Genomic DNA, 14,912 nt, shown 5'->3' with positions numbered 1-14,912 from the left:
CGATATGCACGGGGCTCATCGCTGCAGTGCCTAAAAGGTGATACCGCAATGCACAAAATGCCGGCACGGTAACTTGGCATTAGCTTCACGATCATATAGCTATCGGTAAGGACGCTTAACCCCTATGGCGCTTTTATGGCGCCACCGCCATTTCGGAGGATCAGCATGACGGATCAAAGCGCTACAATAAAAATCGGTGACAAATCTGTCGACCTAGCCGTCAAAAGCGGCACGATCGGCCCGAGCGTCATCGATATCGGTGCCCTTTACAAGAACACGGCTTCCTTCACGTACGATCCGGGTTTCACCTCGACCGCATCCTGTGAATCGAAAATCACCTACATCGACGGCGACGAAGGTGTGCTGCTGCATCGCGGCTATCCGATCGAGCAACTGGCCGAGCATGGCGACTTCCTCGAGGTCTGCTATCTGCTTCTCTACGGCGAACTGCCGACCACCGTACAGAAGAAAGATTTCGATTATCGCGTCACGCACCACACCATGGTGCACGAGCAGATGAGCCGGTTCTTCACCGGCTTCCGCCGCGACGCCCATCCGATGGCCGTCATGTGCGGCTGCGTCGGCGCACTGTCGGCTTTCTATCATGACTCAACCGACATCACCGATCCGCACCAGCGCATGGTCGCCAGCCTGCGCATGATCGCCAAGATGCCGACGCTTGCGGCCATGGCTTACAAATACCATATCGGCCAGCCCTTCGTTTATCCGAAGAACGATCTCGACTACGCCTCGAACTTCCTGCGCATGTGTTTTGCCGTGCCTTGCGAAGAATATGTGGTCAATCCGGTGCTTGCCCGCGCCATGGATCGGATCTTCATCCTGCATGCCGATCACGAGCAGAACGCCTCGACTTCGACCGTGCGTCTCGCCGGTTCGTCGGGCGCCAATCCGTTCGCCTGCATCGCAGCCGGCATCGCCTGCCTCTGGGGGCCTGCGCATGGCGGCGCCAACGAAGCAGCGCTCAACATGCTGCATGAGATCGGCTCAGTCGACCACATTCCGGAATATATCGCCCGCGCCAAGGACAAGAACGATCCGTTCCGCCTGATGGGCTTCGGTCACCGCGTCTACAAGAACTATGATCCGCGCGCCAAGATCATGCAGAAGACGACGCATGAGGTGCTCGGCGAACTCGGCATCAAGGACGATCCGTTGCTCGAAGTGGCGATGGAGCTTGAGCGCATCGCGCTCACCGACGAATATTTCATCGAAAAGAAGCTCTATCCGAACATCGACTTCTATTCCGGCATCACGCTGAAGGCGCTGGGCTTCCCCACGACGATGTTCACCGTGCTCTTCGCGCTTGCCCGCACCGTCGGCTGGATCGCGCAGTGGAACGAGATGATCGAGGATCCGGAGCAGCGCATCGGCCGTCCGCGCCAGCTCTATGTCGGCGAACCGAAGCGTGACTACATTCCGGTTTCGAAGCGCTAATCGCTTCCCCAACCAACGAAAAACCCGGTCACCTCAGAAGCGACCGGGTTTTTTCTTTTTCAGCACGTCGAGAAGGATTTCGGCGGCATGTTCGCCGGGCGGTTTTTCGGTCTGCATGCGCTGCCAGATAAGATCATAGCCTTCCTTCATCGCCTTGAGCTGGTAGGTATCGGCTGACAGTCTTTCTATCCAGCGTGCGAAACTTGCGCCGCGAACGATATCGTTCAGGTATTCCGGCACGACCGCGTAATCGGCAATCAGGTTTGGCAGCGCGCCTGTCCAGGTCTTGATGCCCGATGTCAGCAGACGCATGATCCAGTCGACCTTGTAGGCGGAGACGACGGGAACATCGGCAAGCGCCAGTTCAAGAATGACAGTTCCGGATGCCGCCATGGCTGCATCGGCTTCAGCGAAGGCCTGCCATTTTGCTTCCGCGCCGACCACGATCTCCGGCTTTACTTCCCATGCTGCCGTCAATTGGCGAACCAGCGCTTGCCTGTGCGTCACCGTCGGCAGAATAAAGCGCATCGGCCCATTGCGGGCGGCAAGTTCGCTTGCGGCGACTTCGAAATGCGGCAGGAGCTTCTGAATTTCGGAGGAGCGTGAGCCGGGCAGAAGAAGGATCGGGCCGTTGCCGGGCTGCCTGCCGGCGCGCAGGCGCCGGGTTTCCAACAGCGCAGGGTCGGCGGTCAGGCGATGACCGACATAGGTGGTTGCCGGGCCGTTGAGGCGCTGCATCGTTGCCGGCTCGAAGGGCAGGACGGCGAGCACATGATCGACATAGGCAAGCATGCGCGTGGCGCGATATTCCTTCCAGGCCCAGACGCTCGGACAGACATAATTGACGACAGGCAGGTCCGGCAGCGCGGTGCGGACCCGCTTGGCGACGCGATGGGTGAAATCCGGGCTGTCGATAATGAGGAGAATGTCAGGCTTTGCAGCGATGATGGCGGCGGTCGTCTGGCGGATCAGGGTATAGAGCTTTGGCAGCCGGCTCAGCACCTGGGTGATGCCCATGATCGACAGCTCGGAGAAATCGAACAGGGATCTCAGGCCCTCGGCCTGCAACCCCTCGCCGCCGACGCCGACAAGCTCCACCGGGCCGGCATGAATCCGCTTCAGGGCAGCGATGAGATCAGCACCGAGCAGATCACCCGAGACCTCACCGGCAATGACGGCGATCTTCAGCGGCGCCCCGTTCATTCGAGCCCCCATGCCGGCAGCCCACGATCGATGCCGCAGACAAAGAGTCCGGCCTCATCGGCAGCCTTGATGACGGCGGCACGGTCGAGCACCAGTGAGCGGCCGGCCTCCACCGCGATTCCGGCAAGACCGGCTTTCGCCGCGTTCAGCACAGTGGAAACGCCCATCGCCGGCAGGTCGGCGCGGATATCCTGCTGTGGCTTGCAGAGCTTGACGAGCGCGCCGCGCCGCCGCGGCGAAATCCGCCCGGCGGCTCTGAGACTTGCGACACGGTCCAGCATCTCATCGGTGCCCTCTAGACCTTCCAGCGCAACGACACGCCCGCCGATGCTGATGGCGCCCTGCCCGACATCGAGCCGGCCGAGCATGTCTGCGGCTTCGGCTGCGCGGCTGATATCGCGCCTGTCTTGCTCGCCGGGCACGACGGCACCAAGCGGGCCGACAGAGGCAAGGAGGTCGGGGGCAATTTCATGGGCGCCGACGACGCGGCGGCCGTTTCCTTCAATCAGCCGGATGACCATCTGCAGAACCGTGTCGTCGCCGCCGGACAGCAGGGTCCGGATGGCGGCTGGCACTTTCATCAGGATGCGCAGCGTCGGGCGCACCTCGCGCCATTCCGGCCGGCGGGCGACGCTGCCCGACATCACGACCCGGCCGACGCCATAACGGTTGAGCAAGCCATCAAGAGCTTTGAAATCGCCGATGCCGATAACGGCATGGTCATAACCTTCCCAGCGCCGGTCGCTTTCGTCTTTTAGCGCAACGATGACGGGATTTTCACCTGCCGCACGCGCAGCTGCGGCGACATAGGAAGGCAGAAGACCGCCGCCGGCGATGATCGCCAGCCGGCCCGCAGCGGTTTCGCCTGATAAAGCCACGGACTAGCCCTTCTGCCCCCGGGTCGGCGAGGAGAGAGCGCGGTCACTGTCGGCGGCGATGAAATCGAGGATGTGGACCGCCTGCTCGCAATCGGCATAATCGTCGCGAATGGCGGCGGCGTTTTCGCGGACCGAACCCGTTCCTTCGAAGATCGACTTATAAGCGCGACGCACCCTGTGGATGACGGCACGGTCGACGCCGGCGCGCGTCATGCCGACGACATTGAGGCCGCTCAGCAGCCCGGGATTACCGTTCAGCATGCCGTAGGGAATGACGTCGTAGCTCACCGCCGAAAGCCCGCCGACGAAGGCGTGGCGGCCGACGCGCGTGAACTGGTGAACGGCCGAGCCCCCACCCAGGATGACGCGATCCTCGATGACGACATGGCCGGCGAGCATGACATTGTTCGACATGATCACGTGATTGCCGACCCTGCAGTCATGCGCGACATGGGAATTAGCAAGGAAGAGGTTGTTATCGCCGACGATCGTCTCGCCGCCAAAATCGGCCGTGCCGGTGTTCATCGTCACGCCTTCGCGGATCGTGCAGTTGACGCCGACCGAAAGCGTCGTCTCCTCGCCGCCGTGATGCACGCTCTGCGGATCGCCGCCGATGACGGCCATAGGAAAGATGCGCGTGCCGTTGCCGATCACGGTGCGGCCGGTGACGACCGCATGCGACAAGAGCTCGACATTTTCATGCAGGACGACGTGCGGCCCAACATGGCAGAACGGACCGATCTTGACGCCCTCACCGATAACAGCCCCGTCTTCGACGACAGCCATCGGATGAATATGGGCGCTTTCGGCGATAGTGCTCATGCCTGTTCCTTACGAACGATCATCGCGCCGATATCGGCTTCGGCGACAAGCGCGCCGTCAACCTTGGCGTCGCAATGGAATTTCCAGATATTGCCGCGTTGCTTGTGCTTCCTGACATGGAATTCGACGCGATCGCCGGGAACGACAGGCTTGCGAAAGCGCGCATTCTCGATGGTCATGAAGTAGACGAGGTTACCCGGCTGGCCTTCCTTCTTTGCACAGATCGCGCCCGCAGTCTGCGCCATGCCCTCGATCAGGAGAACGCCCGGCATGATCGGAGCCTCCGGAAAATGGCCGGTGAAATGCGGTTCGTTCACCGTGACATTCTTGATGCCGATCGCGCTGTTGTCGCCGTCGATCTCGATGATCTTGTCGACCATGAGGAAGGGGTAACGATGCGGCAGCAGCTTCATAATCTCGATGATGTCCGCCGAAGAAAGCGTTGTCGTGGCTTCTTCAGTCATTTTCCTTGCCTCCAGGGTTCCGGCCGCGCAACTTGGACTTCGACACTTGTTGTGCGGCCTCTCTCAGATAGTCTTTTAGCGGACGAGCCGGTATACCGCCATATTGCCCGCCGGCGGCAAGGTCGGTCATGATACCGCTTTTGGCAGCGATCTGCACGCCGTCACCGATCGTGACATGCCCCTTGATGCCGACCTGGCCGCCGATCTGAACGCCGTTGCCGATCTTCGCGCTGCCGGCGATGCCGACCTGCGCGACGATGGCGCAGTGGCGACCGATTTGAACGTTGTGGCCGATCTGCACCTGGTTGTCGATCTTGGTGCCTTCACCGATGACCGTATCGTCCATGGCGCCGCGGTCGATCGTGGTGTTGGCGCCGATCTCGACATTGTCCTGGATGATCACTCGGCCGATCTGGACGATCTTGATCATGCCGCGCGGTCCAGGGGCGTAACCGAAACCATCCTGGCCGATGCGGGCGCCGTTATGGATGATGACGCCATTGCCGACCAATGCGCAGAGCACGCTCGCGCCGGCCGCAATCGAACAATCGCGGCCGATTTTGACATTCGGACCAATGATACTGTGTGCGCCGATACGCGTCCCCTCGCCGATCTCGGCATGCGCACCGATGACGGCCATCGGCTCGACGATCACGCCCTTTTCAAGCTTGGCACTCGGGCCGATCACCGCGCTTGGCGCGATCTCGCTTTCAACTGAGGAAAAGACCACCGGACGCAACGCAGCGGGATAAAACAGGCCGCCCGCCATCGCGAAGGCGGCATGCGGATTGGACGACAGGATAACCGGGATATGCGAAGGTACGAGATCGACGAGCGCCTTGTCGCAGATCACCGCCGAGGCTTCGCATGTCGCCAGTTCGTCGCGGTTGCGGCGCGACAGGATATAACAGACATCACCCGCCCGCGCCCTGAGGATCGGGGCAACGGACCTGACAATAACATCGGCGTGGTCGGAATTGGCAAGTTCCGCCCCAAGAAACTCTGCCAGCTCAGCGAGCTTCAGACCTCCATGGGGCAGAAAAAAAACGTTTTGCTCCATCGGCAATGCTCCAGAACGGAATTGAGTCTTACAGTTCCGGACTGCCGATATCAGAATTGGTTGTTGATGCCAAACTTGAAGTTCTGCGTTTTGTCGAAGTCTTCCTTGAGAACCGGGATCGCGTAATCCAGGCGCAATGAACCGAAGGGAGACTGCCAGACCACACCGACACCGACGGAAGCGCGCAGAGAGGCGTCTTCGCCGTCGATGCCGTCGCCCCTCAGGTCAACGTCGTTGCCGAACAACGTACCGGCGTCGGCAAAAACCGCGCCGCGCAGGTTGAAGTCACGCGGGAAGCCCGGCATCGGGAAGGTCGCTTCGGCCGATGCCGTGAAATAAGTCGTACCGCCCAGCGGATCGTCGTTGGTGCCGGAAACGCGCGGGCCGATACCCTTGTTTTCAAAGCCACGAATATCGCCGTTGGTCAGGGTGAACTGATCGAAGACGTTCAGGTGCTCCCCGAAGCCGACGACATAACCCGCCGAAGCAGAAACCGAGCCGATGATATCGGCATCGTCAGCGAGCAGACGGTAATAACGGGCCTTGCCGTAGATCTTGTAGAATTGCGAGTCGCCGCCGAGGCCGGCAAGTTCCTGCGTCGCCGTCGCATAGATGCCTTCGCGTGGCAGGACCGTATCGTCAAGCGTGTTGTAGGTCAGCGTCTGGGAGACGGAAGAACGTGTCCACGGGCTGTCCTCAACGAGATGCTGATACGGAGCGGACAGGTCGGCAAGATCGTTGTTATTCGCGTCATACTTCATCTGCTTGTAATTATAGCGGAACGTCGTCGCCAGGTCCTCGGTGATCGGCGCGGTGACGCGCAGGACGACGCTGGTTTCCTGGTAGTCGTAGTTGTCGTTGCTCGACGTTTCGCTGTGGTTGACGTCGAAACCGGCCGCCAGACGATAACCGAGGAAATAGGGTTCGGTGAAGCTAAGGCCGTAGGCGCGCGACCCTTCCTGACCGCCGCCGGCCGAGATGCGGATGTACTGACCGCGGCCAAGGAAGTTCTTTTCCTCGATGGATGCTTCCAGCAGCAGACCATCGCCGCCTGCGGCATAACCCGCGCCGACACCAAAGGAACCGGTGGACTGATCCTGCACGTCGACGACCACCACAACGCGATCCGGCGAGCTGCCCGGCTGGGTGGAGATATTGACGGAGGAGAAGTAACCAAGCGCTTCGAGGCGGCGCTTGGCCTTGGTGATCATCTGCTGGTTGAAGGCGTCGCCTTCGCTCATGTCGAATTCGCGGCGGATCACGTAATCGCGCGTGCGGCTGTTGCCACGGATCTCGATGCGCTCGACATAGGCGCGCTCGCCCTGGTCGACCAGATATTCGACACCGATCGTGTTGTTGTTGAGGTCGCGGTTGCCGCGTGGCGTGACGCGCGCAAAGGGATAACCGGCAGACGCGACCTGATCGGAGATCGCTTCGATCGACTTCTGCACTTCCTTGGCGTTGTAGACTTGACCTTCGTGGGTGCGCACGAGTGGCTGCAATTGCTCGGAACCGACGCCTTCGACGGTCGACTGGACGGTCACCGGTCCGAAGTCGTAACGCTGGCCTTCCTCGATATTGAAGGTGAGCGTGTATTTGTTGGTCGCGTCGTCAAAGGTCGCATCGGAAGAGACGATGCGCATGTCGGCGTAGCCGCGATTGTAATAGAACTGGCGCAGCGCTTCCTCGTCGGCATGAAGCTTATCTTCGTTATAGACATCCTTGCGGGTCAGGAACGACAGGAAGTTCGAACGCTTGGTAGCAATGACGGCAGCCAGACGGCCGGCGCTGTAGGCATTGTTACCGACGAAGTTGATCGAATCGATCTTGGTGCGGTCGCCCTCGTTGATGACGAAGGCAAGGTTGACGCGGCCTTCGCCGAGCGGCACCACCTGCGTGGTCACCTCGACCTCGCTGCGGCCGGTGGCGGCGTAGGCATCCTTGATCGACTGGATGTCGGACTGGATCTGGGTGTCGCTGTAGGGGCCGGCGGCATGGGTCTGGACAATGGTGGCGAGCTTGTCGTCCTTGATCTTGCGATTGCCGTTGAAGACGACCTGATTGACGAGCTGGGCCTCCTGGACGTTGACGACCAGCGTGCTTCCGGAGACCGAAATCTTGACGTCGGAGAAGTAGCCCGTCCCGTAGAGCTGCTTGACCGATTCATCGATATCGGTGTTCGAAAAACTCTTTCCGGGAGCGATGGTGAGGTTCGACCGGACGGCTTCCGCGCCAACGCGGCTTGCGCCGCGCACATCGATGCGCTGGATGACCGCGGCCTCAGCGGCCGTAGCAGAAACGAACGTCAAAGCACCTGCGCCCGAAGCAACAACACTAGCAGACAGCGCAACCGCCGATACTGCGTTCAAAAACTTTGAACCAGCCTTCATTTCACCTATTACCTTTTTTTCCCTCGTCCCCGGCCTCGAGAGAACCCGATTCCGGTCACGTGTGTCGTTTTACCCGCTTTTGACATACAAGCAAGGGAGGTCGTTAATTTCTGTTTACTTCATTTCGAAGCGTGACCCATTCGCCACTACAGCCTTGAAACATCGTAAATAAATAGTAATTCCTCTGCCTTGCGCGTTTACCCTTAGCTCAGGCCAATGTCGTTCCAGGTCGTGAAAACCATCAATGTTAATATCATCGCCAAGCCAATGCGAAATGCGATTTCCTGAGCCTTGGCGCCCAGCGGTTTTCCTCTCACCGCTTCCACCGCATAGAACATCAGGTGGCCGCCATCAAGTACCGGAACCGGCATCAGGTTAAGCAATCCTATCGAAACCGAAAGCATGGCGGCGAGCTGCAACACTGCCCCTATACCAAGCTTTGCCATCTGGCCCGAAGCTTGCGCCACGCGGATCGGCCCGCCCAGTTGATCGGCCCGCATCGTTCCGCGAAAAATATTGCCGATATATTTGAAGGTGCCGGTGACGATGTCCCGGGTCTCGATCACACTCTCACGCAGCGCCTGGAGCGGCGTATAGGTCTGCAGGCGGAAATTGCCGACCTCCTTGTTGGTGACGATGCCGATCTGGCCGAGCTCGATCTTGTTGCCGAACTGGTCGGTCGTGTCGACGCGTTGCGGCACCATCGGCAAGTCGAGCTTCTGACCGCCGCGCTCGATGGTGACGACGATCGTCTGGCTCGGGCGGATAGCGACATAGCGGCGCACGTCGTCGAAAGTCTCGACCTTGCCGCCGTCGATGGCGACCAAGAGATCGCCGGGAAGGATGCCGGCGGCAGCCGCCACGCCATCCGGTTTGACCTCGGCAACGACGGGATCGGCGACCGAGCGGCCGTAGACCGAGAAAAGAACGGTGAAGATGGCGATCGCCAGCAAGAAATTGGCGATCGGGCCGGCGGCAACCGTCGCTGCACGTTTCCACAACTTTGCTCCGGCAAAGGAGCGCGCCCTATCCTCCTCGGACATGGCGGCGATCTTGTCGGTGTCGGGCTTGCTCGAGGCGTCCTCGTCGCCGAAAAAACGGACGTAACCGCCAAGCGGGATCACCGAGATCTTCCAGCGCGTTCCATGACGGTCGGTGAAGCCGAATATTTCCGGACCGAAACCGACTGAGAAGGCAAGGATGCGGATACCGCTCCAGCGCCCGACGAGGTAATGGCCCATCTCGTGCACGAAGACAAGCAACGAAAGCACGAGGATGAAGGTGACGATATTCCCCATTAGGAATGCGTATATATCGGCCATCACTTCTATCAGTTCCTTCCGTCAGGCTGCGGCGTTATCAAAGGCCGAACAATGCCGCACCGAGCGACGTCATCGCAGTCCCCTTTATCAGCGAAAATAATCCAGCAAGCAAGAACGCCGAAAAACAGGCAAAAATCAGTCCGTCTACCCGATCCATGACGCCGCCATGACCCGGAATGAGACGGCTTGAATCCTTGACGCCGAATTTTCGCTTGATGAAAGATTCGAACAGATCTCCCGACTGGCTGCAAACCGAAAGAACGAGTGCTGCGACCGCGGCGATGGTTTCAGCGCCCGGAAGAAGAAAATGGACGAGAACCACACCGGCTGCGACCGCCGAAACGGCGCCGCCGATTGCGCCCGACCATGTTTTTCCCGGCGAGATCGAAGGGGCAAGCTTCGGTCCGCCAAGCGCCCTGCCGACGAAATAAGCAAGGATGTCGGTTGCCCAGACGACGGCAAAGACGAAGAGCATCGCGTAAAAGCCAGGCCGGTCGTCGCTTCTGATCGCAGCGAGCGCCAGGCCGGTGGCACCGGCATAAAACAGGCCTACCGGCAGCCAGCGGCTGGTGCCATGCAGGATGATCAGCGCTATGCCGACAGCAGTGACGCCGGCCAGCATGCCGGCGGCGAATTCGAAATTGCCGATAAGCACGAGGAAGGCGATCGCCGCCTGGCCGATCCAGCCGACTGTATTGGCGACCCAATCACGCGCTATGCCGGTGATTGTCGACCATTCATAATAGATCAGTAGGCCGATCACCGCCGCCAAAATGCGGAAGGCAAACCCGCCATACCAGGTGGCTGCAAGAACGATGGCCGCAAGAATCAGTCCTGAAACGATGCGGAGCTTCAATTCCTGCTGCATCAGGTGCCAACCGCGGCTGCCTGCGACGACAGACCGCCGAAGCGCCGGTCGCGAGAGGCGAACTTCTCGAGCGCCGAGCGGAAGATCTCAGGGCTGAAATCCGGCCAGTATTCCGGAACGAAGATGAATTCTGAGTAGGCGGCCTGCCAAAGCAGGAAGTTGGAAAGCCGCTCCTCGCCGCTGGTGCGGATGATGAGATCCGGATCGGGGATGCCCGCCGTATCGAGACGGGCGTTGATCAGCGCGGGGGTGATATCCTGCGCCCTCAGGCGGCCGGCCTCGACATCCCTCGCCAGGCTCACCACAGCCCGGGAGATCTCGTCGCGCGAACCGTAATTGAAGGCAATGACCAGTGTCAGCGCCGTATTGTCCTTAGTGGTTTCCTCCGCCTCCAGCAGCAGGCCGAGAATGTCGCTACGCAGGCTGTGGCGGTCGCCGATCACCTTGATGCGGACGTTCTGGCGATGGAGTTCGGCGAGGTCGCGCCGGATGAAGGCCTTCAACAGACCGAGCAGATCGGAGACTTCGGCCTCCGGCCGGCGCCAGTTCTCCGAGGAGAAGGCAAAGAGGGTCAGATATTTTATGCCGGCCGCGCCGGCGGCGCGTACTGTCTCGCGCACCGCCTCGACGCCCTTGCGGTGGCCCATTGTCCGCGGCAGGCCGCGCTGCTTGGCCCAACGTCCATTGCCGTCCATGATGATGGCAACATGCTCTGGCACAGTCACAAATACAGATTCCGACATTTCCCGTCCGGTCTTTCCAGGCAAAGGCACAGATCCACTAGACCTGCATGATTTCCTTTTCCTTCTCGCCAAGCAAGCGGTCGATTTCGGAAATCGTCTCGTCCGTCATCTTCTGTACACGTTCCGACTGCGCCCTGCCCTCGTCCTGGCCGATTACGCTATCCTTTTCGGCCTTCTTAAGGCCGTCCATGCCATCGCGGCGAACATGTCGAATCGCGACCTTGCTCTTTTCGGCATAGTCGTGAGCCACCTTGACGAGCGACTTGCGGCGCTCCTCGTTCAGCTCAGGCAACGGAATACGCAGGCTCTGGCCGTCGACGATCGGGTTGAGGCCGAGATTGGATTCGCGGATGCCGCGCTCGACGGCGCTGACCATCGACTTGTCCCAGACGGAAACCGACAGCATGCGCGACTCGGGCACAGTGATGTTGGCGACCTGGTTCAGCGGCATACGCGAACCATAGGCCTCGATCGTCACCGGATCGAGGATGTTGGCCGAAGCACGGCCGGTGCGCAGCGATGCGATATCGCTCTTGAATGCCGAAACCGCGCCGTCCATGCGGCGCTTCAGTTCCTTGATGTCGATACCTTCACTCATGTCGATGCTCCCGTATAAAGCGCGTCGCTATCTTTCAGATTCGCTTGCCGCAACGTGATTCAGATTTCAGACCAACCGGGCCTAAATCACCATGTTCCAGCGAGGGGCTGCGCCTGATCAAGCGGCGCAGCTTATATCAGTTGTCGGAGACGATGGTCTTGAGGCCACCCCCCGTCAAGATTTCAGCAAAACCGCCTTTCTCATGGATCGAGAAGACGATGATCGGAATGGAATTCTCTCTGGCGAGCGCGACGGCGGCAACGTCCATCACCGCAAGCCCCCTGTCCAGCACTTCCTGGTGCGTCAGGCGGTCGAGGCGAGTCGCATCGGGATATTTCTTCGGGTCGGCGGTATAGATCCCATCCACCTGCGTGCCCTTGAAGATCGCTTCCGCGCCCATTTCAGCAGCCCGCAGTGCTGCGGCCGAATCGGTGGTGAAGAAGGGGTTTCCGGTGCCGCCGGCAAAGATCACCACGCGTCCCATCGACAGATGATAGAGGGTTGCGCGCTGCGAAAAGCTCTCGCAGATCTCGGGCATGGAGATGGCCGAGAGCACCACCGTATCGATGTTCAGCTTGCGCAGCGAGGTCGCCAGCGCCAGCGCGTTGATGATGGTGCCGAGCATCCCCATGTGGTCGCCGGTGACCCGGTCGCCGCCCTTGGACGCTACCGCGACACCGCGGAAGATATTGCCGCCACCGACGACGACGCCGACTTCCACGCCCATATGCCTTGCCTCGGCGATGTCGGATGCAACGCGGTCTGCCACCGCAACATCGATCCCGAAGCCCTGGCTACCCATGAGCGCTTCGCCGGAAGCCTTGAGTAGAACGCGTTTATAGACAGGCTCTATAGACATCTTGGCTCCTCGTAAATTGCCGTGAATGCCCGATACACGAAGGGCACCGCGTTGTCACGCGATGCCCTGGTGTTTTCCCAATTATGGCTGGAAGATCAACCCTTGACGGCAGCCGCGACTTCGGCTGCGAAATCGGTCTCTTCCTTCTCGACGCCTTCGCCGAGCAGAAGGCGGGCCATGCCGGCGACTTCGATCGGCGCGCCGACGGCCTTTTCGGCTTCCTTGACCGCGGCTGCGACCGTGAGATCGGGATTGATGACGAAAGCCTGCGAGAGAAGGGCGACTTCCTCGAAGAACTTGCGCATGCGGCCGTCGACCATCTTCTCGATGATGTTGTCAGGCTTGCCGGAAGCGCGCGACTGCTCGATGAAGACGTTGCGCTCGCGCTCGGCGACGGCGGCATCGACTTCCTCAGGGCGGATCGCCAGCGGCGCAGTCGCGGCAATGTGCATGGCGACCTGACGGCCGATTGCGTTCAGAGCTTCCTTGTCGCCGGTCGACTTCAGGGCAACGAGAACGCCGAGCTTGCCGAGGCCGTCGGAAACAGCATTGTGGATATAGGTGGCGACGACGCCGTCCTCGACGGAGAGCGCGACCGAGCGGCGCAGGTTCATGTTCTCGCCGATCGTTGCGATCGCATCCTTGATAGTGTCCGAAACGGACTTGCCGGATGCCGGGTAGGTCGCAGCCGCAACGGCGTCGACGGTGCCGTCGGTGGAGACGGCGACCTTGGCAATGCCGCGGACGAGATCCTGGAAGGCATCGTTACGGGCGACGAAGTCGGTTTCGGAGTTGACTTCGACGACGACTGCCTTGGTGCCCTGGCTGGAAACGGCGATGAGGCCTTCAGCGGCAGTGCGGCCCGACTTTTTGTCAGCCTTGGCGATGCCCTTGGCGCGCAGCCAGTCGATCGCCGCTTCCATGTCGCCGCCGGTCTCAGCAAGGGCCTTCTTGCAGTCCATCATGCCTGCGCCGGTCTTTTCGCGCAGTTCCTTCACCATTGCAGCCGTAATCTCGCTCATTAGCTTCCTCTTGTCGGTTCATACGGTGGGCCGCAAAGCGCGGCGCGGCACCGGATTGAGGCACGAAATGTACCTGTATGTATGACAGCGTGATGAAGACGCGTCATACCGAAACTTATCTGGCAAAGAGCCTGATGCCCTCGCCCTGAAACAGGCAAGGCCGCCGAACTTCGATGAGTCGCGAGCGGCCTTTCCAGTCATGCAAGCTTTGGCGGACCTTCCGATCCGCCCGCTTTCATCAGCCTTCGGCTGCTTCCTCGAGAGCCGGCTCGACCGGAACTTCTGAGGACGCGCCGAGATCACGGCCGGAAGAGCCCTGCTGACGGGCAATGCCGTCGATGGCAGCGCGGGAGATCAGCTCGCAATAGAGAGCGATAGCGCGCGATGCGTCGTCGTTACCCGGAATCGGATAGTCGATCAGGTCCGGGTCGCAGTTCGAATCGATGATGGCAACGACCGGGATGCCGAGGCGCTTGGCTTCGTCGATCGCGATCTTTTCCTTGTTGGTGTCGATGATGAACATCAGGTCGGGCGTGCCGCCCATATCGCGGATGCCGCCGAGGGCCTTGTCGAGCTTTTCACGCTCGCGCTCGAGGTTCAGACGTTCCTTCTTGGTGAAGCCCTGGGCTTCGCCGTTCAGGATCTCATCGAGCTTGCGCAGGCGCTGAATCGAATTGGAGATCGTCTTCCAGTTCGTCATCATGCCGCCGAGCCAACGCGAGTTGACGTAGTACTGGGCCGAACGCTTGGCGCTGTCGGCGATGATCTCAGACGCCTGGCGCTTGGTGCCGACGAAGAGAACGCGACCGCCGCGGGCAACGGTGTCGCTGACGACCTGCAGGGCGCGCGACAGCATCGGAACGGTCTGAGCCAGGTCGATGATGTGGATGTTATTACGATCGCCGAAGATATACGGCTTCATCTTCGGGTTCCAGCGGTGCGTCTGGTGGCCGAAGTGGACGCCTGCTTCGAGAAGCTGGCGCATAGAAAAATCGGGCAATGCCATGCCTTTGTTATCCTTTTCCGGTTGAACCTCCGCAAGGCGAACAGCATCCTCTTCGAAGATGCCACCGGGCGGAACGATCCGGATTTCTCCCGGACAATCCCATGCCTTACGTGTGGAATGCGGTGCCCATACATTCGTTTTGTCGCAAAAGCAAGGCTTACGCCGAAAAATCCCGGTTTGTGCGCCCGGTCCCGGGACCTCTGCTCCTGCGAAAGCAGCCGG

General features: G+C 60.3%; 14 protein-coding genes. 1 reads left to right on the top strand and 13 read right to left on the bottom strand.

Translation table 11 applies throughout. The features are described 5' to 3' along the window. Positions 1-165: 165 nt before the first annotated feature. Positions 166-1,455: a citrate synthase gene (gltA, locus tag HJB83_RS28225; protein WP_007628680.1), complete on the top strand. Its 1,290-nt coding sequence runs from the start codon at positions 166-168 to the stop codon at positions 1,453-1,455. A gap of 33 nt (positions 1,456-1,488) precedes the next feature. On the opposite strand, the gene lpxB is transcribed toward gltA, so the two are convergent. The 13 genes from lpxB to rpsB form a co-directional block, all read right to left on the bottom strand. Next, positions 1,489-2,658: a lipid-A-disaccharide synthase gene (lpxB, locus tag HJB83_RS28220; RefSeq protein WP_207584092.1), complete on the bottom strand. Its 1,170-nt coding sequence runs from the start codon at positions 2,656-2,658 to the stop codon at positions 1,489-1,491. Then, complete coding sequence (locus HJB83_RS28215) at positions 2,655-3,536, bottom strand: LpxI family protein (RefSeq protein WP_207584091.1); 882 nt, start codon at positions 3,534-3,536, stop codon at positions 2,655-2,657. Before HJB83_RS28215 ends, lpxB begins: the two co-directional genes overlap by 4 nt. Before the next feature lie 3 nt (positions 3,537-3,539). Continuing rightward, the gene (gene lpxA / locus HJB83_RS28210) at positions 3,540-4,358 is read right to left on the bottom strand and encodes an acyl-ACP--UDP-N-acetylglucosamine O-acyltransferase (protein WP_221117273.1); all 819 of its coding nucleotides are present in this window, start codon (positions 4,356-4,358) and stop codon (positions 3,540-3,542) included. Next, entirely contained in the window at positions 4,355-4,822 is a 468-nt protein-coding gene (gene fabZ / locus HJB83_RS28205) for a 3-hydroxyacyl-ACP dehydratase FabZ (RefSeq protein WP_207584089.1), read from the bottom strand. The genes lpxA and fabZ overlap by 4 nt, the downstream gene beginning before the upstream one ends. Beyond that, a complete protein-coding gene (gene lpxD / locus HJB83_RS28200; RefSeq protein ID WP_221133043.1) occupies positions 4,815-5,882 on the bottom strand; it encodes a UDP-3-O-(3-hydroxymyristoyl)glucosamine N-acyltransferase in 1,068 nt (355 codons plus the stop codon). Before lpxD ends, fabZ begins: the two co-directional genes overlap by 8 nt. Positions 5,883-5,932: 50 nt before the next feature. Then, positions 5,933-8,272, bottom strand: coding sequence for an outer membrane protein assembly factor BamA (gene bamA / locus HJB83_RS28195; RefSeq protein ID WP_207584087.1), 2,340 nt, complete (start codon positions 8,270-8,272; stop codon positions 5,933-5,935). 203 nt (positions 8,273-8,475) lie between these two features. Beyond that, complete coding sequence (gene rseP, locus HJB83_RS28190) at positions 8,476-9,594, bottom strand: RIP metalloprotease RseP (protein ID WP_259669480.1); 1,119 nt, start codon at positions 9,592-9,594, stop codon at positions 8,476-8,478. A gap of 37 nt (positions 9,595-9,631) precedes the next feature. Beyond that, positions 9,632-10,462 carry a phosphatidate cytidylyltransferase gene (locus HJB83_RS28185; protein ID WP_221117274.1) on the bottom strand — a complete coding sequence of 277 codons (831 nt, stop codon included), beginning with the start codon at positions 10,460-10,462 and terminating at the stop codon, positions 9,632-9,634. Beyond that, a complete protein-coding gene (locus HJB83_RS28180) occupies positions 10,462-11,205 on the bottom strand; it encodes an isoprenyl transferase (protein WP_207584085.1) in 744 nt (247 codons plus the stop codon). The genes HJB83_RS28185 and HJB83_RS28180 overlap by 1 nt, the downstream gene beginning before the upstream one ends. A gap of 37 nt (positions 11,206-11,242) precedes the next feature. After that, entirely contained in the window at positions 11,243-11,803 is a 561-nt protein-coding gene (frr, locus tag HJB83_RS28175) for a ribosome recycling factor (protein WP_164009453.1), read from the bottom strand. 136 nt (positions 11,804-11,939) lie between these two features. Continuing rightward, the gene (gene pyrH / locus HJB83_RS28170; RefSeq protein ID WP_007628663.1) at positions 11,940-12,662 is read right to left on the bottom strand and encodes a UMP kinase; all 723 of its coding nucleotides are present in this window, start codon (positions 12,660-12,662) and stop codon (positions 11,940-11,942) included. Between the two features lie 95 nt (positions 12,663-12,757). Continuing rightward, positions 12,758-13,684: a translation elongation factor Ts gene (gene tsf, locus HJB83_RS28165; protein ID WP_207584084.1), complete on the bottom strand. Its 927-nt coding sequence runs from the start codon at positions 13,682-13,684 to the stop codon at positions 12,758-12,760. A gap of 238 nt (positions 13,685-13,922) precedes the next feature. Next, a complete protein-coding gene (rpsB, locus tag HJB83_RS28160; protein ID WP_003539287.1) occupies positions 13,923-14,690 on the bottom strand; it encodes a 30S ribosomal protein S2 in 768 nt (255 codons plus the stop codon). Positions 14,691-14,912: the final 222 nt, after the last annotated feature.

The organism is Rhizobium sp. NZLR11 (assembly GCF_019685115.1).
GTDB lineage: Bacteria > Pseudomonadota > Alphaproteobacteria > Rhizobiales > Rhizobiaceae > Rhizobium.
Note: the sequence above shows the minus strand (reverse complement) of the source record. Positions and strands in the feature narration are given on the sequence as shown.